This is a genomic window from Bacillus sp. es.036 (genome assembly GCF_002563635.1).
GTDB lineage: Bacteria > Bacillota > Bacilli > Bacillales > Guptibacillaceae > Guptibacillus.
On sequence record NZ_PDIZ01000001.1, the window covers coordinates 385,953 to 410,364 of the forward strand.

Annotated in this window: 23 protein-coding genes; 21 read left to right on the forward strand and 2 right to left on the reverse strand. The window is 42.2% G+C overall.

What is annotated here, in order from left to right; translation table 11 throughout:
* Positions 1–27: 27 nt before the first annotated feature.
* From ATG70_RS02060 to ATG70_RS02140, 17 genes are all read left to right on the forward strand, one after another.
* Positions 28–1,206, forward strand: a complete 1,179-nt coding sequence (locus ATG70_RS02060) for a hypothetical protein (protein ID WP_098442723.1) — start codon at positions 28–30, stop codon at positions 1,204–1,206.
* A 29-nt stretch (positions 1,207–1,235) separates the two neighbouring features.
* Positions 1,236–1,439: a hypothetical protein gene (locus tag ATG70_RS22115; RefSeq protein ID WP_142329537.1), complete on the forward strand. Its 204-nt coding sequence runs from the start codon at positions 1,236–1,238 to the stop codon at positions 1,437–1,439.
* A gap of 162 nt (positions 1,440–1,601) precedes the next feature.
* Positions 1,602–2,819, forward strand: a complete 1,218-nt coding sequence (locus tag ATG70_RS02065) for a hypothetical protein (protein ID WP_098442724.1) — start codon at positions 1,602–1,604, stop codon at positions 2,817–2,819.
* Positions 2,820–3,030: 211 nt separating this feature from the next.
* On the forward strand, positions 3,031–4,425 hold the full coding sequence (locus tag ATG70_RS02070; protein WP_306472673.1) for a solute:sodium symporter family transporter: 1,395 nt from the start codon (positions 3,031–3,033) through the stop codon (positions 4,423–4,425).
* Positions 4,382–4,855 carry a hypothetical protein gene (locus ATG70_RS22900; protein WP_306472674.1) on the forward strand — a complete coding sequence of 158 codons (474 nt, stop codon included), beginning with the start codon at positions 4,382–4,384 and terminating at the stop codon, positions 4,853–4,855. Before ATG70_RS02070 ends, ATG70_RS22900 begins: the two co-directional genes overlap by 44 nt.
* A 269-nt stretch (positions 4,856–5,124) precedes the next feature.
* Complete coding sequence (locus ATG70_RS02075) at positions 5,125–6,636, forward strand: UDP-N-acetylmuramoyl-L-alanyl-D-glutamate--2,6-diaminopimelate ligase (protein WP_098442725.1); 1,512 nt, start codon at positions 5,125–5,127, stop codon at positions 6,634–6,636.
* A 269-nt stretch (positions 6,637–6,905) separates the two neighbouring features.
* On the forward strand, positions 6,906–8,096 hold the full coding sequence (locus ATG70_RS02080) for an iron-containing alcohol dehydrogenase (protein ID WP_098442726.1): 1,191 nt from the start codon (positions 6,906–6,908) through the stop codon (positions 8,094–8,096).
* Positions 8,097–8,123: 27 nt separating this feature from the next.
* Positions 8,124–9,581 (forward strand): CoA-acylating methylmalonate-semialdehyde dehydrogenase, encoded by a 1,458-nt coding sequence (locus tag ATG70_RS02085; RefSeq protein WP_098442727.1) that lies wholly within the window; start codon positions 8,124–8,126, stop codon positions 9,579–9,581.
* A 288-nt stretch (positions 9,582–9,869) separates the two neighbouring features.
* Positions 9,870–10,037 (forward strand): hypothetical protein, encoded by a 168-nt coding sequence (locus ATG70_RS22285; protein WP_179886151.1) that lies wholly within the window; start codon positions 9,870–9,872, stop codon positions 10,035–10,037.
* Positions 10,038–10,145: 108 nt separating this feature from the next.
* Positions 10,146–10,592 carry a hypothetical protein gene (locus ATG70_RS02090; protein ID WP_098442728.1) on the forward strand — a complete coding sequence of 149 codons (447 nt, stop codon included), beginning with the start codon at positions 10,146–10,148 and terminating at the stop codon, positions 10,590–10,592.
* Complete coding sequence (locus ATG70_RS02095) at positions 10,583–11,119, forward strand: DUF2268 domain-containing protein (protein ID WP_098442729.1); 537 nt, start codon at positions 10,583–10,585, stop codon at positions 11,117–11,119. The genes ATG70_RS02090 and ATG70_RS02095 overlap by 10 nt, the downstream gene beginning before the upstream one ends.
* A gap of 110 nt (positions 11,120–11,229) precedes the next feature.
* A complete protein-coding gene (locus ATG70_RS02100) occupies positions 11,230–11,874 on the forward strand; it encodes a hypothetical protein (protein WP_098442730.1) in 645 nt (214 codons plus the stop codon).
* A 452-nt stretch (positions 11,875–12,326) separates the two neighbouring features.
* The gene (locus ATG70_RS02110) at positions 12,327–12,869 is read left to right on the forward strand and encodes a small multi-drug export protein (protein ID WP_098442732.1); all 543 of its coding nucleotides are present in this window, start codon (positions 12,327–12,329) and stop codon (positions 12,867–12,869) included.
* Positions 12,870–13,490: 621 nt separating this feature from the next.
* Positions 13,491–14,582, forward strand: a complete 1,092-nt coding sequence (locus ATG70_RS02120; protein WP_098442733.1) for a YheC/YheD family endospore coat-associated protein — start codon at positions 13,491–13,493, stop codon at positions 14,580–14,582.
* Between the two features lie 383 nt (positions 14,583–14,965).
* A complete protein-coding gene (locus tag ATG70_RS02125; protein ID WP_098442734.1) occupies positions 14,966–15,175 on the forward strand; it encodes a hypothetical protein in 210 nt (69 codons plus the stop codon).
* 187 nt (positions 15,176–15,362) lie between these two features.
* Positions 15,363–15,545 (forward strand): hypothetical protein, encoded by a 183-nt coding sequence (locus ATG70_RS02130; protein ID WP_098442735.1) that lies wholly within the window; start codon positions 15,363–15,365, stop codon positions 15,543–15,545.
* Between the two features lie 660 nt (positions 15,546–16,205).
* Entirely contained in the window at positions 16,206–16,391 is a 186-nt protein-coding gene (locus ATG70_RS02140; RefSeq protein ID WP_098442737.1) for a hypothetical protein, read from the forward strand.
* A gap of 161 nt (positions 16,392–16,552) precedes the next feature.
* Here the strand turns inward: ATG70_RS02140 and ATG70_RS02145 are convergent, their stop codons facing one another.
* Positions 16,553–17,944 (reverse strand): UDP-N-acetylmuramoyl-tripeptide--D-alanyl-D-alanine ligase, encoded by a 1,392-nt coding sequence (locus tag ATG70_RS02145; RefSeq protein ID WP_098442738.1) that lies wholly within the window; start codon positions 17,942–17,944, stop codon positions 16,553–16,555.
* 165 nt (positions 17,945–18,109) lie between these two features.
* Between ATG70_RS02145 and ATG70_RS02150 the strand changes: the two genes are divergently transcribed.
* Positions 18,110–19,447, forward strand: a complete 1,338-nt coding sequence (locus ATG70_RS02150; protein ID WP_098442739.1) for a YheC/YheD family endospore coat-associated protein — start codon at positions 18,110–18,112, stop codon at positions 19,445–19,447.
* Positions 19,448–19,578: 131 nt separating this feature from the next.
* Here ATG70_RS02150 and ATG70_RS02155 read toward each other — a convergent pair whose 3' ends face one another.
* Positions 19,579–19,818, reverse strand: a complete 240-nt coding sequence (locus tag ATG70_RS02155) for a hypothetical protein (RefSeq protein ID WP_098442740.1) — start codon at positions 19,816–19,818, stop codon at positions 19,579–19,581.
* A gap of 424 nt (positions 19,819–20,242) precedes the next feature.
* Here ATG70_RS02155 and aspA point away from each other — a divergent pair, with 424 nt between their 5' ends.
* The 3 genes from aspA to ATG70_RS02170 all read left to right on the forward strand — a co-directional run bounded on the left by aspA (position 20,243) and on the right by ATG70_RS02170 (position 24,409).
* Complete coding sequence (gene aspA, locus ATG70_RS02160) at positions 20,243–21,673, forward strand: aspartate ammonia-lyase (protein ID WP_098442741.1); 1,431 nt, start codon at positions 20,243–20,245, stop codon at positions 21,671–21,673.
* A 438-nt stretch (positions 21,674–22,111) separates the two neighbouring features.
* Positions 22,112–23,386 carry an ABC transporter substrate-binding protein gene (locus tag ATG70_RS02165; RefSeq protein WP_098442742.1) on the forward strand — a complete coding sequence of 425 codons (1,275 nt, stop codon included), beginning with the start codon at positions 22,112–22,114 and terminating at the stop codon, positions 23,384–23,386.
* Between the two features lie 69 nt (positions 23,387–23,455).
* The gene (locus ATG70_RS02170) at positions 23,456–24,409 is read left to right on the forward strand and encodes a carbohydrate ABC transporter permease (protein ID WP_098442743.1); all 954 of its coding nucleotides are present in this window, start codon (positions 23,456–23,458) and stop codon (positions 24,407–24,409) included.
* Positions 24,410–24,412 lie beyond the last annotated feature (3 nt).

The window sequence follows — 24,412 nt, forward strand, 5'->3', positions numbered from 1 at the left end:
GCACTACAATTATAGAGGGGTGAAAAAATGAACAACTTCATAGGTGTTTTCTTCTATCTCCTCATCTTAGCGATCACTCTCTTGATCTACCGGCAGTCAGATGAATTCGAGCCTTATTTAGTATGGAAACTCATCGGCTACACGATTCTCGGAGGCTTTTCATTTCAGTTTAATGAATGGAAGTTGCCTCTTGGATTCCTCATTTACTTACTGTTTTTCACGAATATGAAAGTTAATGCAAAGGCCAAGAAGCGCGCGGTTTATTTAGGTTTAGTGATCTTCCTTGTGTCAACAATCGTCCCATGGATACAAAACGACATATATGAGCAACCAAAAGAAGTTGCGGTACTGAACACTAACTTCTATGAAGGAAGTCTTGCGAAAGAATGGGAGAACATACATAGCAAACTAGGGAATAGAGGATATCCGGTCAAGGTCCTTGATTTCGATATGGCGATCAGTGATGAAGGAGAGATCGAAGACTTAGATATGTACATAGAAGAGAATGCAACGCGGGGAAAAGTTCACTATCATATTACCTTGTCCAATGAGGACAAGGAATTTATTGTAGAACGTAGAAAGGTTGGAACAGAGGGGTTCCATTTTGCTTCAGAAACCCTGACAGAAGGGGAGTTTTTCTTCAATCAGATTGATTTGCTTCAGAAACCTATGCTAAATGAAGAAGGCGTGGATACTTACTATTTATCTTCGAGTGGGCAGAGAACGAATTATCCACAAACAGATGATGATTCTTATCGCATTGATACGGCCGGTAAGAAAAAAGTTAAGAATAGTGACTTACCGACTGATGCCATCGTCGTTGATATTTGCGATGGTGACTGTGATTATCGAGCGTATTTCCTTTTTGATGTGTTAGAAGGAATGCCTCCAATAACGGAAGACAATGTTCTTGATATCGCGCAACAACAATCATCTGAAATCAGGAGCTGGCTAATCAATCACACCGGGGATGAACTTGGACTAGAAAAAGATGGGGAATACTTCTTAACGAAAGATGGGAAAAAGGAGAAAGTAAGCAAAGAGACCTATTTTAAGGTATTAACAGAAACACCTGAAATAACAATCAACCATAACGAACCTATGCTAGAAGTAACGGTGAAAAATCCATATGGGGACGAGCCTCATCAAATGGATTTTACCTATAACAAAGAGTGGAGAGAAGTGAACTGGGTTCGTTTTCAATAAGCTAAAAGAATGACAAGCGAGGTGTCATGATGCGGTATACAGTTGTTCGAAACTTGTATTTATTTCTAGGATGTTTTTATTTAATAAGCGTGCTGCTTATTGCAGGGTATGCTTTTGTCTATGATTTAGGATTACCTACTCTCTATTTTACCTGGATCATCGTAGGGGGTATCTTGCTGTTCATTTTTAGAAGAAATATGAAACGAGTGATGAGAGAAAAACCAATAAAATAAGGGCAGCGCACTCTTGCAGTGACATCATGAAAAAACCGTTAACACTTCCTAGTTTAAATGTGTTGGCGGTTTTTTTATGATAAAAGGACATCTATTTACCCGCTCATCCTAGGATATAGTACAATAAAACTGCACGATACAATAATTGGAAGTGGTGATGGAATGAATCAAAACGTGTTAACCCTCCCTGCAAGCGGAACATGTAAGATCATTTACGAGCACAGCATCCATGCGTTTCCCCATCGCAAGTCTTACCAAGAAACGCCATTCGTCGCGTTCCGTGAAACGGGTGGCTTCATTGAAAAACTTTACACCGTTCGCAACCGCTTTGTTCTTAGCCCTCCCTACAACCCTACACAAGCAGAACTCGCCCATTTTGACCCGCACATTCAGCAGAGAATTCGTACCTACATCGAGGATCGCAAAAAGGGATTTGGTTTTGAGAAACCAGATCAAGCGTACATTTTTTGGATTCTTGACCAAGAAATAACGTTACCTCACCGGCCCAAAGTGACACCGAACACGCCAGGTCATCAGTATTTCGCCTATGAGGATTTCATATCCCGTGAGCCAGTAATCACGAAAAACGGAACCGTCTCAAAAACCGGCGTCTTCGAGTACGATGACTTCAGAGACAATCTGCTAATCGATAAGTATAATCCAATTCTACCCGCTATGAGAAGTATGAAAACAAAGCATTTAAGAAGTGAAAATAGTGAAGACGCTATTACCTGGAATGTGTTTAAATCGCTCCAACAAATCAATCCTCAACACTGGTATTCTGAACTGATTTCAAAAGGGATCAATCAAACGAAATACTCACCAAAGCAACTAGTCCCCACCGATCAGCTACCTCACAATCTAACCATTAACCTCTGGGAAACAATCAAACCGCCCTCAACTTTACTAGATAACCAGTTACCAGAAGGGCCAACTGAAGTGGATGTAATCATTGAAAGTGAAAACTTTGTCTGGTTTATTGAAGCGAAATTCAAGTCCGACATTTCCACAAAAACAACTCACAATCATTCTCGAAACCAGGTTCTACGCAATATCGATGTTGGCTCCCATTATGCAAAAGGAAAAGACTTTTACTTTTCGCTACTTATTTTAGAAGATGCTATATCCTCAAAAGGTGTTTCAGCTGTTGAAACCTACAACAGAGAACTAACATCGAATCCCCCTCAATTTGAGAGTCACTTCCTGCATCGGTCTGATCGTCTTTCAAACGTTCAGGGAATAACCGTTTTTTATTGGCATCACTTTGTAGAGATTTTTAAAAACGGCATGCAAGAACTAGAGGACGATTTTGAACAGCTGATCGCGGCTCGTGCTTTTCACTGGATGACGGAAAAGGTAGATCAGTTGGTAAAAAAATAATCGGTCAGAGACAAAGGGTCTGCCAAATGTGGCGGCCCCTTTTTTGTTAGAACGTGGTAGAAATCCTTCCAGTCTCCATGTCTTTTCTACTAACTTTTCCTCTTTTTCATGTTCAATTTCAAAAAAATGTTTACTAATATAATAAAAAGGTTATTTCCCTTATTACAATAATACGAGAAATATTTTTTCTTAGGGTAGAGGGGGAGTCAAGATGCAATCACTTTGGTTTACATTGCTATCTTGTGTAGCATTCATGGTGCTTGTTGGATACATAGCTTATCGTAAAACGAGAGGGACGACTAGTGGTTCCGATGGTTATTTTCTTGCAGGAAGAGGACTAAGCGGTGGGTTTATTGCCGGCTCGCTTTTGTTAACGAACCTGTCAGCTGAGCAGCTGGTGGGGTTGAACGGTCAGGCGTTTCGAACGAATCTTTCAAACATGGCCTGGGAAGTAACGGCAGGGGTAGCGGTTGTTTTTATGGGACTTTACTTGCTTCCAAAATATTTGAACATGTCGATTACAACACTGCCAGAATTTCTTAGCAAACGATTTGATGAAGGCGTAAGACGCTATACCGTTGTTTTGTTTATGGTTGGGTACGTTCTGGTAACGATTCCTTCTATGCTTTATTCCGGTGCACTTGCCGTTCTGAAGCTTTTTGATGTGCCGTCCATTCTTAACATTTCCTATACCCAGTCGATCTGGGTCGTGATCTGGGGCATAGGAATTATCGGCGCTGTTTATGCGATCTTCGGTGGATTAAAAGCCGTTGCCGTGTCTGACACGATTAATGGCGTTGGGTTACTCATTGTTGGTGCGCTCGTTCCGATTCTTGGGCTTATCGCACTTGGAAATGGCGCGTTCCTAGACGGTGTTAAAACGATCACAACAACAAATCCGGAAAAACTGAATGCGATCGGCGGTCCGGAAGATTCCGTTCCGTTCGGTACAATTTTTACAGGACTCATTATTGCGAATATGTTCTACTGGGCGACGAACCAGTACGTTATCCAGCGAACGCTAGGCGCACAAAGTTTAAAAGAGGGACAAAAAGGGGTTATTTTCTCAGGATTCTTTAAGCTTCTTATCCCAATTTTCATGATGGTTCCAGGTGTTATCGCGTTTCACCTTTACGGTGGGGATCTGAAGTCCGTTGACCTTGCGTATCCGACACTTGTAATGAATGTGCTCCCTTCCTACTTATCCGGCTTTTTCCTCGCAGTGTTGCTTGGTGCCGTGTTAAGTTCATATAATTCGTTGTTAAATAGTGCTTCAACAATGTTTGCACTCGATATTTACAAGCCGGCAATGAAAAAAGATGCCACAGATGAACAGCTCATCACCGCAAGTAAATGGTTTGGATCGGTTATCGCGATCGTCACGTTTTTCGTGTCTCCGATGCTCATGTATGCACCGAACGGACTATGGGATTTAATCCGTAAGTTTACTGGCTTTTTCAACATTCCGATCGTTGCTGTCGTGCTCATTGGAATTTCTATCAAAAAAGGTACCGGCATTAGCCGCAAAAGCTGCGATCATTTTCCACGTGGTGGCTTACTACATGATGGTATGGGGCACGGAACAGATCTTTGGACTTCCGCTTAACATCCATTTCATCCACATCTACGGCATTCTATTCGTAGCTGAAGTCGCGATCATGTTCGGAATTGCTTACTGGAAACCACAAGAAAAAGCGTATGTATTCCCGAAAGCTTCTAAAGTAAATATGACGCCGTGGAAATACAGCGTGCCAGCAGGAATTCTTCTGATCGCAAGCATATGTGAAACGTATCTTGTCTTCTCGCCAATTGGCGTTGCTTATGCAGGTGGCATGATTTCGCCATCGTTCTTACCAGCCACAGGAGCACTCGCAGTCGTAACACTTATTGCGTTTGCCGCTGCGACGAAAAGCTGGGAGCGAAAGTACGGCGATGCGGTTCGCCGAGCGAAGAATGCGGTGAAAGAAACAGGAAGAGAAGTAGGAGGGCAAACGCAGAGCCCTGAGGTGAATTATTTTACTAAGAAAGATCTATAAATCTGACTTTGAAACAAGGAGCCCGTTCAGCTGAAAGGCAGGCTCCTTGTTTTTTTATGGTCAATTCAATATAGCCGTTCCTGCAAAACGATGGAAAAAGTCTCATACCCCACTATCCATCAAACTTGTCATGTCATCTCACACGAAAAACACATCGAAAACCGATTCAGCGCTTTGAAAAGGTTTACGCTATAGGAGGGTAGGGAAACTTTCCTATATCAAATCGCTTTATCTTGTTAAAGCGGTACTTTAGGATAAAGGATGGTTTAATGAACAGAAAAGCTTACTTCATGGAAACTCTTTTAAACGGTGAATATTCAGGACCTTCACAGCAACCAATTACGTCTGTGGTGTATGATTCTCGCGATGTCGAAGAGGGAGCTGCCTTCGTCTGTATTTCAGGTGAAAAGATGGACGGTCACCTTTTTATCGAGCAAGCCATTCAGCTTGGGGCAAAAACAATTGTAGGGACGGATCATGAGAAAATGGCGACAGCTTCGGCCCTTTATCGAGAAGTGAGCTTCCTCTATGTTCACGATAGTCGACAAGCGCTCGCTGAGCTTGCGAGAGTCATTTATGATTTTCCTTCCGAATCTCTCCATACGATTGGGGTCACTGGAACGAATGGAAAAACAACCGTTTCTTCTTTCACATACAATCTCTTAAATCATCTTTCTTTTCGAACGGGCTTGATTGGGACGGCTGGGATTTGGGATGATCAGCAGAAAACCACGTTTAAGCAAACCGTTCCGACTACGCCAGAAGCTCCGGATATTCATCGCGTGCTCGATTATTTCCGTGCGAGTGAAATGAAGGCAGCTGTCATTGAATCAACGTCCATTGCCATTGAACAGAAGCGTTTGTTAGGCATTTACTTTGATGTGGCCGTTCATACAAATTTAACTCCAGAACATTTAGAGTTTCACGGGACGATGGAAGCGTATAAAGAAGCGAAGTTAAAATTGTTTGATCAAGCGAAACGAGCGGTGGTAAATATCGACGATCCAGCCATGTCAGGGGACATCATTGAGCGTTTTCAAGGGCAACTTATCACCTATAGTTTGTCGGAGTTAGGTGACATACGTGCCGATCATATTCAAACTTCCATTAACGGAACATCTTTTACACTAGATGCGTTTAACAAAACGTACAACGTGGAGGCACCAGTTATTGGAGAGTACAATGTGGCGAATCTTCTTGCGGCGATCGCTACGTGCTATCAAATCGGGTTTTCAATTGATGAAATTCTGTCTGGGATTGATCATATCCAGGCACCTGAAGGCCGTTTTCAAGTGGTTGACGGGGCACCATTTCAAATTGTTCTCGACTACGCTCATACGCCAGATGCGCTCGCAACCGTTCTTGAAGCCGTTCGTCACGTACCGTACAGGAAACTGATCGTGATGATTACCGGCATTGGGCTACGTAACCCTGAAAAGCGTCCGATGATGGCTCAGGTTGCAGATGGCATGGCAGATGAAATCATCGTCAGCGTGGATCAACCAGGATTCGCCGATCGACAAGAAGTAGTAAATGACGTTCTGAAAGGGTTCCACCAGCCATCTGCTCCACATATTCACTCAAGGCTTTACCGAGAGGAAGCCATTCATCACGCCTTTGATCTAGCTGAGCCAGGAGACGTCGTGCTCTTAACCGGCATTGGCTTTGGAGGCTACCAGATCATAGGAGATGAGCGCGTTCCTTATTCAGAATTAGCGGTCATTGACGATTATTTTAAAAATGGTTCGTTAGAGGTTCAGCAAATAAAAGAACCGTGTTAAGCTCGAAGCAAAACTGTTATCAGTATGTTCGTTCCTGTGACTTCCGCTAGGACCGTTCATGCTTTTTTTTGTCCGAATTCACCTTCTTTCCTACTAAAAGAAAAAGGGGTGATTTCTTGAGTACGGTAGGAATCGGCTTTACCGATCAAGAAACTAATGGGGTAAGGTCCGATTGGTCATATCAGCATCGCAGTCGTTTCTAGGACACAGACCCAGATCGAATCTTGTCCAGCTTCACACTTTGAGAAGGTAAGAAAAGGAGAGATACTGTGGAACAGTTTGCTGTTTTTCGTACACCTCAAACGATTCTCTATGGCAGAGATTCGTTTCAACAAGTTGGCCGGGAAGCCATTTTACGTGGAAAGAAAGCGCTCATTGTGACTGATCACGTGATGATGAATCTCGGATATGTGACTGAATGTCAAAAGCTCTTGAAGCAAGCGGGAGTAGCGAGTGAATGCTACACGGGTGTTGAATCTGAACCGACGGACGAATATGTTTCTGAAGCGCTCGTACATCTTCGTGAAACGAGCTGTGAGATGGTCATTTCACTTGGCGGAGGAAGCTGTATCGACACGGCGAAAGCCATTGCTGTCCTTGCGACAAATGGAGGATACATAGGTGACTATCGCGTAAACAGAACGAAGGCTGTGAATGCTCCGCTTCCGCATCTCGCTATTCCTACAACGGCGGGGACGGGATCTGAAGCAACGGACGTCACGGTTATTACGAATACGACGACTCAGGTAAAAATGATGATCAAGCAGCCGGCGTTTATGCCAACAGTAGCGATCGTAGATCCACGTCTTTCTGTTTCGTCTCCACCCCATGTCACTGCAGCGACAGGGATTGATGCGCTTAGTCATGCGATCGAAGCGTATTTATCAAAAAAAGCCCATCCGATGACAGATACGTTTGCTTTATCAGCTATGAAGCATCTTATCAATCAAATTGAAATCGCTTACAGTGATGGTGAGAATATAGAGGCACGAGAGGCGATGAGTTTAGGTGCCCTACAAGCGGGGATGGCTTTTACAAATGCATCGGTCTGTCTTGTCCACGGGATGTCACGTCCAATCGGAGCGCTCTTTCACGTGCCGCATGGCTATTCAAATGCGATGTTACTTCCTGCGGTTCTCGACTATAGCAAAGCTTCCTGTACCGATCGTCTTGCTGATCTCGGACGTCTGTTTCAGCCGGAGATCCAATCGAATGAAGAAGCGGCTGGGGTTGCGGTAGTATCTGTGAAAAGGCTCTGCGCGTCCTTGAACATTCCCAATCTAAAAGAGTGGGGAATTGATGAGACGGCGTTTAACAAGAAGGTGAGTAAAATGGCAGCTGATGCGTTAGATAGTGGAAGTCCGGCGCAAAATCCACGCTTACCGACACAGGCTGAATTAGAGGAATTATTTAAACTTAGCTATAACTATCAGTTTACAACTGAAGCAAACATACGATAACGCGAGTAAACGGAAGGAGAATGGAAAATGGCAACGACGGCAACGAACGTGCTACAAAACTATATTAACGGCAAATGGGTAGATGCTAAAACCACACAGTTTCAAACGGTCCCAAATCCAGCAACGGGAGAAGAGCTTGCACAGGTTCCTATTTCCACAAGGGAAGACCTAGATGATGCGGTGAACGTAGCGAAGGCAGCCTTCAAGACGTGGAGCAAAACGCCTGTACCAAAAAGGGCACGTATTCTTTTTAAGTATCAGCAGCTTCTCGTCGACAACTGGGACGAGTTGGCGCAGCTATTAACGAAGGAAAATGGCAAAAGCTTTAAAGAAGCACAGGGTGAAGTGCAGCGCGGCATCGAATGCGTCGAGTTTGCTGCCGGTGCGCCTTCTTTAATGATGGGGAAGCAGCTTCCGGATATTGCGACAAATCTTGAATCGGGCATGTATCGCTATCCCGTCGGCGTTGTTGGTGGGATTACGCCATTTAACTTCCCGATGATGGTGCCTTGCTGGATGTTTCCTCTTGCGATCGCGATGGGGAACACGTTCGTGTTGAAGCCATCAGAGCGAACGCCGCTACTCGCGAACCGTCTGGCAGAACTGTTTAAAGAAGCGGGGTTACCTGATGGCGTGCTGAATATTGTTCACGGGGCACACGATGTGGTCAATGGGTTACTAGAGCATAAAGATGTGCCTGCGATTTCCTTTGTCGGCTCACAGCCTGTCGCGGAATACGTCTACAAAACAGGAGCGGCGCACGGGAAACGCGTTCAAGCACTAGCTGGTGCAAAGAATCACTCCATTGTGATGGCCGACGCTGATCTCGATGCTGCCGTAAAAGAAATTATCGCCGCATCCTACGGTTCTGCGGGTGAACGATGCATGGCGTGCTCTGTCGTTGTTGCAGTTGATAACGTCGTCGAGCCGCTCCTTCAAAAGCTGAATGAAAAAGCAGATGAAATTAAAATCGGAAACGGCCTAGATGAAGATGTGTTCTTAGGACCGGTTATTCGTAAAGAGCATAAAGAAAGAACGGAAAATTATATTCGAAAAGGACAAGAAGAAGGCGCAGCCCTCGTGCGAGACGGTCGAAATGATGAAGCTTACAATGAGGAAGGCTACTTTATTGGACCGACGATTTTCGATCACGTGAACTCTTCGATGCAAATTTGGAAAGATGAAATTTTCGCTCCTGTACTATCGATTGTCCGAGTGAAAAATCTAGAAGAAGCGATTGAGCTCACGAATGAATCTGACTTCGGAAACGGCGCTTGCCTATTTACGAAGGACGGAAGCAACGTTCGCTACTTCAGGGAAAACATCGAAGTCGGCATGCTTGGGGTAAACATTGGCGTCCCTGCACCAATGGCGTTCTTCCCATTCTCAGGTTGGAAAAATTCTTTCTACGGTGATCTCCATGCGAATGGCTCTGATGGGGTCGAATTTTACACGAGGAGAAAGATGTTAACGGCTAGGTGGTAATCGGAAAGACTATAGATAACACAAAAGGTGTAGAGAGGAGGACCTCTCTACACCTTTTGTTATAAGTTCTTTTTTTTTATAATTCTGCAATAAAGAAAGAGATAAATAGGTGTAGGTGAAACATTTGATGCGTTTGTTTCGTATAACTAATTAAGATTGGAAATTGATGTATGTTCAAAGGGGACTTAGGTAGACAAAAGAAAACCCCTTATAAAATACAGGCTAGCCGCATCGGTATGCAAATGTTTAAATGTTTTTCACTATTTTTATTATCAGGGGGATGAAAAGTTGGGATTATTCTTTTACCTTACGATTGTGATTGGTATCTCGCTCATCTATTATGGCTATGTGAAAAAAACAGAAAAAGATATAAAAATGAAAGAGCTCGAGCTTGAAGCGAAAAAAATTGAGTTGGAAATGAAAAAGTTGGAGTATCGTCAGGACAGCAGTGAATGAGAAGAAAAGTAATCGCCTTGGTTTTGAGCGGTTCTTTTTTTGTGAGAAGAATTAGCATGGTAGCGGATACGAGGTTAGAGAGAAATGGCGGTAGGAAAGAGGGATTGAATGGGGAAGCTTATAAAAAAACTGGTTGTATGTTTAGCCTTAATATTAATCGTTGGTTGTGCTAGTGATGGGAATGAAGTTCCTTCCCAATCTTCTAAGGAGTTTAACGTAGGTGGGCAAAGCTTCAAAATTATACCTCTATACGAAGAAGTTCTTGATTATACTAACGAGGCTATGGAGAATACCGCACTGAATACGAATGGGGAGTATTATCGTAAAGTGACGCAACCTTTTCTAGAATCTGCTTCTAATGAAGAAGTGAGCTTAGCTGGTGGACTCGATTATGCTACTTATTTTGTCCCTACGAACAGTGTTCAGACTTTAGATGAACAGACGGTTAAGCTACTAAAGAAGCAAGAAGAAGTTAATAAGGCAATCGAAGCATCACTTACTAAGTCGGGAAAAGTCTTGGAGGCGAAAATAAAACCATTTATGTTATGCCGGTAAACCCAGACTACAAAACTATTCAAAACGAGATGAAGGGAGTAAATGCGATCACTGTTAGTAAAGATGTTATCGTTCTTTTCTTATCCCCTACATATGAAAAAGAAATGCTAGAATATACCGTTGCTCACGAATACCACCACTCGGTTTTTCTAGAAAATCAAAATGGAACGGGAGGAATGAACCTGTTAAATGGGTTTGTTTTTGAAGGAAAAGCTGATTCTTTCGCTTCTCATTTATATCCTGAAGCAAATCCGCCTTGGTCAGAACCGCTATCGGCTGTGGAAGAAAAGAGAGTGTTAGAGGAACTTAGAGAAAATAGCGATTCCACGAATGCTGAGTTCTATTATACCTTTCAAAACGGCAACTTGAAGAAAGATATACCAAAGTGGTCCAATTATAAAATTGGTTTTGAAATAGTTGAAAGCTATCTACGTCATCATCCAGATGTTTCTATCCAAGAGTGGACGATAATGGATGAGAGCGAAATGGTGAGTGGGAGCGATTATAGTGAAATCATTAGTGAATAAATAATTGGGAAAAATAGGTTATTACATACAAGATAAGCATGCGATGCTGACTTTAAGTAGGATAACAATCTAACCAATAGATTCGAATCGAGAGAGACGGAGGAATTGAAATGAAACGATTATTCACTTTACTAGGAGTATTGCTTCTTCTAGCGGCATGTACGAATGAAGACAGCAGTGGGGGGAGAGAGGAGGGGGAAGATTCTAGTCAAGAGTCTTCTGCAAGTTCCCTGACAGTTAAACCTGCAAAACTATCAAAACGTGAGCAAAGCATCGTAAATCAAATGGGAATCGATTTCAAAACCTTTTATACGGTCGATGGGAAAGTAGAAGAAGGGGAATCACTCGTAACGTCTATCGTTGTATACAAAGACGGAGATGGTGGAAAAGAAGAGTTCATTTCCTTGGGTGGAGGTGATGAACAAGAGCATTTTAATAAAGCGCTTCACTCATTTCAACTTTATATGGAAGAAGAAGTGGCACATTTCACGATGGGATCACCGGACGGATTTGGCAAAGGATCGACCATTATGCCTGATGAGCTGGGCGCATTTATCTTTGAACAACTGGAAGAAGAGGTCACGATAACCAAAGGAGAAACGGTATATTTGGCGTACCTCATTGGATCGAGTGAGAGCCAAATGTCGTCAGTGAACCATAGTGATGTTAAAACCTTACCAGAATCAGTGAAAAAGGCAGAATATGCGGTTGTCGCTCAATTGGAACTGAAAGACAATCTCGAGGAGAAAAAGTAATTGTACCAAAAGTCCATATTCATGAAATGAAAGATTGAGTTATTCAGAATTATTTGAAATAATTGGAATTAACGTGTTTGCTGTTAATCTCGAATACCTGCTTACTAAGTTTCTGTAAAGAATCATGTAAGAAATAACTAATAGTTAATAGGGAGGTGAGGATAGTTGGATAGTAAAAGGTTCTCAAAATTGGATAGATGGCGAGCAAAATTTGGCGTATTAGCGATTGCCCTGAGCTGTCTTCTAACGGCTATTAACTCTTGGGGACAGAATTGGATTCTTACGAGTGTTTTGAGTTTAGGTGCACTTGTTTGCGGGATAATCGGGTTCTTTGACATGAAGAGAACCAATGAGAAAGAACATACAAGTTAGCAATATCAAACATCGTGAACCGTTTGCGTAAAAAATGATCTCGAATGAAACTAGGTAGATTTAAGAGGGGAATGAAGAGAATGTTTTTATCGTATTTATTAGTGTTTGTTCTAGCTGCGATTCCTTTATTTGAACTTGTTGCTGTTATCCCATTAGCGATCATCGGGGGGCTGTCGCCAGTACTAACGGGTGTACTTGCTTTTTTAGGAAATGCGCTAACAGTCATTCTATTAATCGTATTTGTAGATAAATTTAAAATTTGGAGGAGAAAACGAAAGCAAAAGCAAAAGCGTACGAAAGATGTGATCCAGGATGAGGGCGAGACGACAGAAGCACATGTCGAAGAAGTGCAAGAATCGAAAAAAGAGAAGCGAGCAAGAGTTCTTTTTGATAAGTATGGTTTACCTGGATTAACAATCATCGGTCCTTTTTTCGTCGGGTCGCATATCTCCGCGTTTATGGGAATGAGCTTCGGATCGAAAAGAAAAATGGTCACGAGCTGGATGATGACTAGCTTAGTTCTTTGGACAGTGATCATGGCGGTAGCCTCAACCTACGGAGTGGCTTTTTTTGTACCTGATGTAGAAGATGATGGCGTTTTAGTTCGTTTGTTTACGAACTAGCATTCTACGATCTTTAACGTCTTGGTTATTAAATGTATAGTTAGGCTATTCGTATCGTTTTTAATAAAGATTAGTTGGAGGAGGATGATACCGTGTTGTGGGATAAACCTAAATGCACATATTGTGATAAAGAAATCAAAGAGGAAGAGGATGTTTATGTTAAGATGCGTTATCCTAAGCGAAAAGGTTTTACAGAAATCAAGGCGTATTTGAGGAATTGGGGTAAATTTATATGTGAGGACTGCTTTAGTAGTACCAAGAATTGAGCGTATATGATTAGCAGCTTGTTAAAGAGCTACATACAAATAGTTAAATTGGTCTGATAGAGTGACCGGCCTTTCATTCTTCTAAGCTAGTCTGGAAGTAGATGATCCTATTTAAAAAAAGCAAGAGTCCCCGTATATAGGGACCTAACACTAATATAATGGTTGTGGATTACAAGCATTTAACAAATTAAAAGGGAACTCATTATTAAAGTGGTTCTCTTTTGCCCTATTAAGTCTTGTATCCGTGATTGAGCCTGTTCCTTTCGTGAGGCATCGCAAACAAGATGAAATCCATTCGACCAGGCACACCTCTACCCCGTTTTGCAATAGATTAAAGCGAAGGGGGCAGATCGGCGTGAGCGATCACTATCTAGGAATTATTCTTCCCAAATCAACGTATGAGGCGATGCCTGAACTACAGGGAGGCACGCGCAGCATGTTTATGATTTGGGAGAAAGCAGCGAGAAAACATGGTCTTATTCCTTGTTATTTTCGGTTCTTTGATATTCAGCCAGGCGTAGCTACGGTGAAAGCCTATGTGTACAAGAACGAAACGTTTCATCTTCAAGAAATTCTAGCGCCGAAAGTCATTTACACGCGCGTGCTCGATTACTTGCCAGCTTATCGTTCTCATCTGAAAACCTTAATGAAGGAAGGGCACTTGATCTACAATGTGCCGAATTATGATGTGGAGAAGGATAAGGTTCACGACCTCCTCGCTAAAAATGAGAGTGTGAAAGCCCACCTGCCAGACACAGAGCTATTTACCTTGGCGAATTTAAATAAAATGGCGGCTCGATACAATCAGCTTATCCTTAAAAAAAGTTACGGAGAATTTGGGATGGGAGCAATGAAAATCGAACGTGTGAAAAAGGGATGGCGCCTTTCTTATAAAACAAAAGAAGGCGGGTTAAAGCAAGTTGACTTCACAACAAAATTGCCTTCTGTCCTCCTTAACCGCCTGCGTAGGCACACGTACTTAATCCAGGAAATGATACAGCTTGCTGATTATAGAGGGCGTCCGTTTGATTTACGCGTGGCGACACAAAAGAATCAAACCGGAGAGTGGCAGGTATCTGGGGTCATGTGCAAAGTGGCAAATGGGGGAGACTTTCTAACAAACGGGGCACAGGGTGGAACGACTTACACACTCGAAGCGGTTGCCCCGCACTCGCATCCAACCATTCCCTACCAAACACTTGTGGAGAGCATCCATCAATTAGCACTTCAAACCGCTCGTATTTTGGATCAGCATTTTCCACACCTAGCGGATCTCGGCTTCGATATTGGGATCACAAAAGAAGGGAAGCCGTATTTTATCGAATGTAATTTTATCTCTGACTATGTGAGCGGATTGTTTGAAGATGGCCGGATCCTTCACGACGAGTGGGAAGCCGTGTTTCAGACGCCGATTGCGTATGGGAGATACTTGATGGATCGGTTTTAGAAAGAACAGAAACACTGGTGGGGTCTAGCAGGTTCCGTTTTCGGGTACAAAAATTAAAATCACACGTCAAAGGGAGCACCGAATCGCAAGGGTGATGGCGCTCTTTTTTTCTTATTTAACGTAGGGATAACTTAACTCTTCATTTGGTGTAGGAAATCGTATTCTAAATGTGGATGTGAAAGAACTTTTTGTTCTTTCAAAGAAGATGCGTTAAAAGAGGGACCGTTTAAGTGACCAGTAGTGGTTCAGGAATGGGGAAGTATGGTGAAATACAGCTGGTGTTTAATCAGTTTAAGGACAGGTTTCTTGAAGACTTGAACTCGAGATAATAGCTGAAATTGAAACATTTTTCTTCTGATCGATAATTGGAAAGGAGGAGAAGCATGGAAGTTTTTTTGATTAGTTTCTTTTCAGCAGTGATCATATACATAACTGTTCATTCGATAATTCAGGCTTTAAATATAGCCTTAAATAGAAATGAGATATCAAAACGAAAATATTGCCTTTTTATGGCTATATCAATTTTTATAGGTACTTTCGTAGCAGTAGTTTTACCTTTTGGATATCAAAGACTTTTTGATGCTATTCTGTAAAGTCTTCTTTAGCTTATCTTTAACAAGGTGAGCTTCTATTTTTTTTTTGAAGAAAAGATTGAGTTATGGATACCAATTTGAAATAATTGGTATTAAGGGCTTGGGAAGCTCACTCTAATAAATGAAATATTAAATATTCTAAACCGTATATACCGTAAGTATTTGAAAAATTATGGAGGTGTCAAATGTGTCCAATGAAGTGATTTTAATATTAGTGTTAGTATCTATGGCTATATGGGTTAAAGTGTCTAGAGAAGCTGTAAAGCCTTCAAAAGAAATAAACTGGTGGAAAATGATTACATTATTGTCTGCTGGTTCATTATCTACATTAGTTATAACCCTTACGCTTTTTCAAGGCATGTCTTTATAGTTCTGTTATCTCGGAGCAATTCAAGAATAATCTTTGCCTGGAGGAACTAATTTGATCTTTTTAAAATCTATGACTAATAGACAAATAATAAATTGGAAAAAGGGTGCAATCATTGGCTTTTATACCTATTTGATATTATTATTTATAAATTACACTCACAATCTAATTTTTACCGGGGATTTCTTTTCATCGGCTGTAATCTTTTGGTCGGGTTTAATAGTTGCCTTAGGTTATGAGGTTGTCTTAAATCTTAATGATAAAAGAAAAATAAGAAAGAATTTAGATTGAGCAAGAATGACGTAAAGAATAAAAGCAATTTGATATTGAGTCTTCCATTATCTAAGAGCTCATCTGTAACAAGATAAGCTTTTTTTAATGTAATAATGGTTGAGTTAATTATCACATTTTGAAATAATTGGTATTAAATGAAGTTCGGATTAATTGGAACTTGGCGTACAAATTATATATTCTTTTATTCGATTCTAGGAAATTTTATCGGTGTACAAGGAGCGCTTTCTCATGTACTTGGGTTTTTATTTGGTATGGCGATGAGTGTGCTTCTACTATAATCGCAAGTTCCCTCTTTTCTAGTTAGATCAAAATGAAACGTACCTCAACCTATAAACGTAAAAATACATAAGACTCTAAAGGAGGCATTGGATGGTATTCAAAAACGTTTTTCATAAAGAGCTAACGTGTTCAAACTGTCATCGCGTATTAAAATCAGGAGATGACATCTATGTCCATCTTACACTTCCAAATGAAAAGAAAATGCCAGTTGGTGTTTTAGATCAAGTATTAAGGAAACACTCAGAAGTCGTTTACTGCAAAACGTGTTATAAATAATAGCCTTTTTTTTATCTTTGCTCGGTATTTAAGACCGAATCACTGAAAGGTTGAAATGAAATCGTGGCTTTTTTCTATTTAAAGATATGAACGACCAGTGACAACGGTCTCTGATCGTTCTTTATCGTGTTGGCTATTGTGATTTTGAACGGTAGCCGAACTCAGTCTTTCGTTGATCTCGCAACGAGCGCCTGCAAGGTATTGCTAAATGATCGACGCATTGATGTTTTTAAAAGAATCGATGTTTGAGGAGAGGCTAGCTGACCGAGAAGAGAAAGTAATGCTGCTTGAGTTGTGACGTTATGAATCGCTTTCGGGTTCATCCCCCGCTTAGCGGCTTCAAGGCAAATCGGATAAGCATTCTTTCCAACAGCGATGAGGACATCGACGTTCTTCTCTGCGGCAAGTGCGCCCACTTTACGGTGCTCCTGCTCCGCATAGTCCCCAAGTTCTTCAATTTCCCCTAAGACGGCAACCGTTTTTCTTCCTTCTGCTGTTTCAACGAGAACTTCTAACGCGGCTTCGATGGAAGTGGGATTTGTATTCCACGTATCGTCGATGAGCAGACTCCCTTTTTTTCCTTCATAGAACTGCAAATGACTTTTAATGTGACGGAACGTATGGAGGCGACGAATCGCATCCTGGATCTTTACGCCGACAAGGGTGCATGCACCAATCGCAGCGAGGGCATTGGAAACGTTGTGCGTGCCGTAGCCAGGTACAAAACAAGCGAACTCACCTTCAGGGCAGGAAAGGGTAAAATCCATGCCGTTTTTCTGAAGATTAAATTGGATCGAGTGGGCTCGGAGGTGCGCTTTCGGATCCTGACCATAGTAAAGAACCTTTCCAGTGAACTCACTTAAATCAAGACTGCGAATCGTTTCATCATCCCGATTTAAAAGAATCGTGCCGTTCTTTCCAACGGCTTTTAACATCTTTGCCTTTTCTGCGATATACGCATCCTGACTTCGAAATCCCTCTATATGATCTGTACCTATTGCTGTGATAATCCCAATTTGGGGACGGAAATAATGGGCAGAATAAAGGAGCTGGTTTGGACCGGATACGCCCATTTCAAACACAGCACGATCCGTTTTGTCGTCGATTTCTAGTAAATAATCAAGATTTCTTGCGAGTCCGTTATGACTTAATTTCGTTCGAACAACGTGATCTTTTTCTGAGAGAATCCACGAGATCATTTCTTTTGTCGTCGTTTTTCCACACGTCCCGGTCACGCCGATCACGGGAAGTTGGAACAAGCTTCGATAGAACGAAACAAATCGGTAATACGCTTTTCTTGCATTCTCTACATAGATAACGGTCACATCATCTCGTACATGCTTCAGGGCTTTTGGATTTGAGGTGACGACGGTTAGGTTGTGAACTGCCGGTAATGGAAGGGATGGTTTTCTTTTTAATATAAAAACGAGCGATGAATCTGTGATCAGGTGCTCCCCATATTTCGCCGCGTTTTGAATGGTTTTGGTTATGCTACCCGAAAGAACCTTTCCTTCTAGCACAGGCATCAATTGACGTAATGGAAGGTTTTTCATCGTAAACCTACTCTCGTATTAGACTTCTATGTATGTTATTCGGATTCATAGAAATCTGTACGGGCTAATCCACCATCTTAAGCGGGAGCACATCCCTCTTTTCTTCCAAAAGCATATACTACCTTAGAGCTTGCCAACTGTGAAAAATGGAGCGGGGGTAGTAGGATGTATGTGATCAAACCATACGAGAAAAAAGGCCAAATGATGATCGTTTCGAAATCATCCTTTCCTGGTCTAGTTGGATATTCAAATAAGCACGTGCGGCTACAGTTCGGAATTAGATCGGTAGAAGTAACGATTCACTTTTCTGATACGATCAACGAAGAAAATGTGCATCTTTCAACAAATGTGGTGAAACAGCTTGGACTACCATTAACGTGCGGCTATGATTTGGTTGTACAAGGGGACAAGATTACGATCGGTCCTTTTATTGGGATTCTTTGTGAATTAACGAATCGAAAATTAACGGAAATGTTACCAACATACAAAAGCTTTGTAAAAGGTTATCACTACATTGGGGGCGCAATCGCTGTGTTTTCGATCGAAGGAATTCAGAAAGAAAAGCAAACGATTTCTGGTTATCTCTATGATCCTGAGAAAAACAGCTGGGAAGTGAGAAGCTTTCCATTTCCAGGCGTTGTTATGTCGATTGCAGAGCCAAGTTTAACCTCCTCATGGGAAATGTTTCACGAACATATGAAGAATTTTGACTCACTGCTAGGAGGTCGCGTTTTCAACTATCCGCATTTCTCGAAATGGGAAATGCATCAAATGTTACGACCAGAATTAAAGGAACATCTGCCTGAAACGGCCCTTTACACAAATGTTGAGGATATCCACGACATGCTGAACAGGCATGGAAACATCTATATTAAGCCGTTACACGGTAGATTAGGGAAACGCATCTTTAATGTTGTCAAAAATGGCGAACAAATAAAGGTGAAATATGATGAGAAACGGATGAGACATGAGGAAGTATTCACGGCTGAAGCCGAAAGCCATCTCTTTTTTCAAAAGCATCTTATTCCAGGCGCTTTTCTTATTCAACAAACGATCCCTTTAAAAACGCATGAAGGGAGCGTAATTGATTTCCGGGTGATGGTTGCAAAGAATGAGAAGGGATTGTGGGAGAACTTAGGAATCTACTCAAGGTACGGAGCTAGAGGGCAAATCGTTAGCAACATAACGGCGGGTGGTCATACTGAAATTGCAAGGGACACGTTGAAAGGCGTATGGAAACTTGAAGATAAAGAGATTCAGAGAGTCGAAAAAGAAATGGAGCAAATCGTGTTACGTTCCATTAACACATTAGAAGAACACGGCTATCATTTAGGTAACATTGGTGTGGATGTTGGATTAGATGACAATTGTCAGATGTCGCTGATTGAAATCAATCATCAAAACCCCGATCCGTACATTGCGCTAATGGCTAAGGATCGCCTGGCATTTTACAAGTGCCGGTTTCAATTGATGAGGTATGGACGGTATTTGGGTGGGTTTTAGGTGGAGAGGCTGCTGGTGAAAGAGAGAATGAATGGAGCTATCCTTTTCGCATACGGGCTTTGCAAGGAGATAAGCAGGTAAGAAAAGGATAGCTATCTTATTAGGATTGTTTTTTTCATAGATACCCTCATTCATTGGTGGATTTCTGCAAATTCTACGAATGGATCGACGCGAAAGAATAGCTGTTCCAACTCTTTAAACGAACACATCACTTGATCAGATGATTCATCAAAGAAGACAATCGCATAATCATCGTCACCTTCCGACCAAACTCGTTGACCATAAGGGAGCGAATGATCATTCTCAAGGGTAACGTCTTGAATATCAAATGTGGCATGGATCCATTGTTGAACACGTTCGCGAGCTTCCATGATTTAACCTCCTCTAAAAAGTATTTCTCCTATTGTTACCCGAATTATATGGGGGTTAAGCGAATTTTTTTAGTTTTAGCTGAAACAAGCGTACGAAAGGCATGGTAAATGGGTGTTAATGGCGGGGAAGTGAGAACGAAAAAGAGAGCTCTCGTAATGAGGGCTCTCTTTTTGCTGCGGGATGCTTCTGTTTGGAAGAATGATTCTCGTTAGCCAATAAAAGTCGAATTTGGCCAATATATGTGGGATTTAGCCAATAAAATTAGAAATTAGCCAATAAATCAGGATTTTGGTCAATAAAGAAGGGGTTCACCTTATCGATCGTTTATACTATTATTTATCATGGACGAATCATTGAAGCTCAGGAGATTGATCATGACAGTTCGATAGATTAGAGGACGAAGAATAAGAAGGAGAAGTTATCATGCCGACAACTATGAACAACACAAGAATGGAATCTGATTTTTTAGGAGAAAAGGAAGTACCGATTGAAGCCTATTATGGCATTCAAACGCTACGCGCCGTAGAGAATTTTCCGATTACGGGCTACCGCATTCATGAAGAATTGATTAAAGGATTCGCGATGGTGAAGAAAGCGGCGGCGCTTGCCAACATGGAAGTGAAGCATCTGTATTCTGGCATCGGAAATGCGATCGTCGAAGCAGCGGACGAATTGCTGGAAGGAAAGATGCACGATCACATCATTGTCGATCCCATCCAGGGAGGGGCTGGCACTTCGATCAACATGAACGTGAACGAGGTGATCGCAAACCGCGCGATTGAATTGTTAGGAGAAGAAAAAGGGAACTACATTGTTTGTAGTCCGAATACGCATGTGAACATGTCGCAGTCCACAAACGATTCGTTTCCAACTGCCATTCACCTCTCCGTTTTAAATATGATGGAGCAACTACTAAGCACAATGGAAGACATGCATGCGGTTTTCGAACAAAAAGCCGAAGAGTTTAACCATATTATTAAAATGGGGCGTACCCATCTTCAAGATGCCGTACCGATTCGACTTGGACAAGAGTTTCAAGCATACAGCCGCGTGATCGCACGAGATATAAAGCGAATCAAACAATCCCGTCAGCATTTGTATGAACTGAACATGGGCGCAACCGCGGTTGGCACCGGGCTAAATGCAGATCCGCGCTATATTGAATTCGTCGTAAAAGAACTTGCTGACATTAGCGGTTTACCGCTTGTTGGGGCGGAAGACATGGTTGACGCGACGCAAAATACCGACGCATATACGGAAGTTTCCGGTGCGTTAAAAGTGTGCATGATGAACATGTCAAAAATCGCGAATGACCTGCGCTTAATGGCGTCAGGACCACGAGCAGGATTGGGCGAAATCAGCTTGCCTGCAAGACAACCCGGCTCTTCGATCATGCCAGGTAAAGTGAATCCAGTACTACCTGAAGTGATTAACCAGGTTGCTTTCCAGGTGATCGGAAACGACAACACCATCTGCCTCGCTTCAGAAGCAGGGCAGCTCGAGTTAAACGTCATGGAGCCAGTGCTTATTTTCAATCTGCTTCAATCGCTTAGCATTATGAAAAACACGTTCCGTACGTTTACAGACAACTGCTTAAAAGGCATTGAAGCGAATGAAGATCGTCTCAATGAATACGTGGAAAAAAGCGTTGGCGTTCTAACTGCCGTAAACCCGCATATCGGATATGAAGTAGCGGCGCGAATCGCGAGAGAAGCGATCCTAAGCGGTGCCTCGATTCGCGAGCTTTGCATAAAGTATGATGTGCTGACAGAAGAAGAACTGAACTTAATTCTAGATCCTTATGAGATGACGCATCCAGGAATTGCTGGCGTGTCGTTGTTTGAGCGGGAGTAGTCGTAATTGTAAAGCCGCCCTTCGTTGGTAAGCGAAGGGCGGCTTTTTTTGTGCATGAAGAGGTTCGTTATGAGAGGTGGCCAGGGCTGTTAGCTCCTGTCGACGTTAGAATCATTCTTGTTAGCTAATAAAAGTTGAGTTTGGCCAATATATTCTGGATTTAGCCAATAAAAAACGATCTTGGTTTATATAATCGAAATCTAGCCAATAAAGCGAGAGGTCCTCAGTCCCGCAACCCATATTAAGGAAACCGGTTTACTAAAAACTACTTCAAAAATTAGAAAACTCCCACATTTACCATTGAAATCGGATACATTATGTGGTTTAATCATAACTAACGAACCATTCCGGCTATTTTTTTTGCTGGTTTACGAAACCGGTTTCCTTAACTTGTTTTGTTCATCTATGGGTCTATCATTTTATTGGAGGGGATATAGGATGAAAGGTAAAAAGAAATTTCTTTCCGTATTGTTGCTAAGTACAGCTTTAGTATTAGCTGCTTGTAACGGGGGCGGAGATGAGTCATCTGGAGATGGCAAAGTGAAATTGAACTTTTGGACATTTGGGGCGACAAATTATGATTCTCTAGCGGAAGAATATATGAAAGAAAATCCGGATGTTGAGATTAATGTAAAAACGTCTGAGCTAGGCGATCACCATAACAGCTTATTTACATCGATTTCTGCAGGTACGGGCGCTCCGGATCTTGCGATGATCGAAGTGGATCAGCTTGATCGTTACCGTGAAGCGCAGGAGAGATTTGTGAACCTGTATGATCTTGGAGCAGATGAAGTGCAAGGCGATTACCTTGATTGGAAATGGAATATGGCAGAGAGTACAGATGGCGACTTCTTATTCGGACTTCCAACAGATATCGGTCCGAAAGCGATGTATTACAACGTTGATGTTTTTGAAGAAGCAAACTTACCAACTGAACCAGAGAAAGTAAAAGAAATGATTTCCTCACCTGCTCAATTTGCAGACGCTGCGAAAACGGTGCTTGATGAAACAGGCAAACCAATGGTTGATAGCATGGAAATGGCTTACCGCGCCAACATGGATGCTTTAGAGAAAAGTTACTTCAATGAGAAAGATGAGCTGATCATTGGCAAGGAAGGCAATGAAGTAAAAGACGCTTATGACTACGCTGTGTCTCTTTATGAAAAGGGTTACGTAGGAAATTATGAAATGTGGACGCCTGAATGGGCAACGGCTCTTAACAAAGGTGACTTTGCCGTCGAAATGGCGCCAGCGTGGTTGAAAGGCTACATGACAGAAAATGCTCCAGAAGGAAAAGGCAACTGGCGCGTATCAACACTACCAAGTGAGTTCGCTGGTAACTGGGGTGGATCTTACGTCACGATCCCGGCAGAAACAGAGCATAGTGAAGAAGCATATGAGTTTGCAAAATGGCTCGTTTCTCCTGAAAACCAGTTGAAATCATTCGAAGAGAGCGGACTTTTCCCTTCTGCGCCATCCGTGTACGAAATGGACGAGTTTGTGAATAACGAAGACGAATACTTCGGTGGTCAAAATACAGCGGCTACTTTTGCGGAAGCAGCGAAAGAAATTCCAGCTGTCTACAAAGGACCAAAATACGTAACAGTTAATGATGAAGTACTGACTGCTCTAAGGAACGTACAAGAAGGCGCTGACCCTGAGAAAGAATGGAAAGATGCGGTTAAGCGTATCGAGGGCTTAGTGAAACGATAAACAGAAAGCTGCTTAAAGGCTGGCGGGGGAAAACTCTTCCGGCCTTTAACTTTGGAGGAGGTTAAGGCTTTGGAGGATGTGCAAAAGCAAGCAAAAGCTCGGAAGAAAATCAAAACTAGTAAACTGTCTGAAAAGAAGAAAGACATGATTTCAGGCTATCTCTATGTTGCACCATTCTTTATTGTGTTTGGGATTATTGGGTTATATCCAGCTCTGTTCAGTATTGTCCTAGCTTTTCAAGAGTGGAACGGGCTTGGTGAGATGGAGTTTGTTGGACTTAGTAACTTTGCAGTCGTTTTACAAGATCCATTATTTTGGAAGTCTTTATATAACACGGTCATCATCGGGTTAATGGGAACGGCCCCGCAGTTAATTGTCGGGATTGTTCTCGCTTATTTCCTAAATCTCGCTGTGATCCGTTTCACTAATTTCTTCAGGGTAACGATTTTTATGCCATACATCACGTCGATGGTTGCCGTTGCTCTCGTGTTTGGGGTTTTCTTTAGTAGTAATGAAACGGCGCTTGCGAACTACGTGATTGGCTTGTTCGGCGTTGATCCGGTGAGCTGGAAAACGTCTGAATGGGGAGCGAAAATTGCGATTGCGCTCATGGTATTCTGGCGCTGGGTCGGCTATAATACGATCATTTATCTTGCTGGTCTACAAAGTATTTCGAAGGATCTGTATGAAGCGGCTACCATTGATGGAGCGAACAAGCTCGAGCAGTTTATCTACATTACGATTCCATTATTGAAGCCATTCATTATTCTAACGGTATTTATGTCGACTGTTGGTGCGCTGCAATTATTCGCAGAACCAACCGTGTTCTTAGGCTCATCCGCATTCAGTCGTGATGAAGCGATGACAGTGGTGATGTACTTGTACCGTGATGCCTTTAACCTTGGCTCATTCGGAACAGCATCCGCTACGGCAGTATTGTTGCTTATTATCATTATCGGTGCTGCAGCGATCAATACGTGGTTAACATCTGGCATTGGCAGCAAGAAGAAGAGAGGAGTGTAAGGG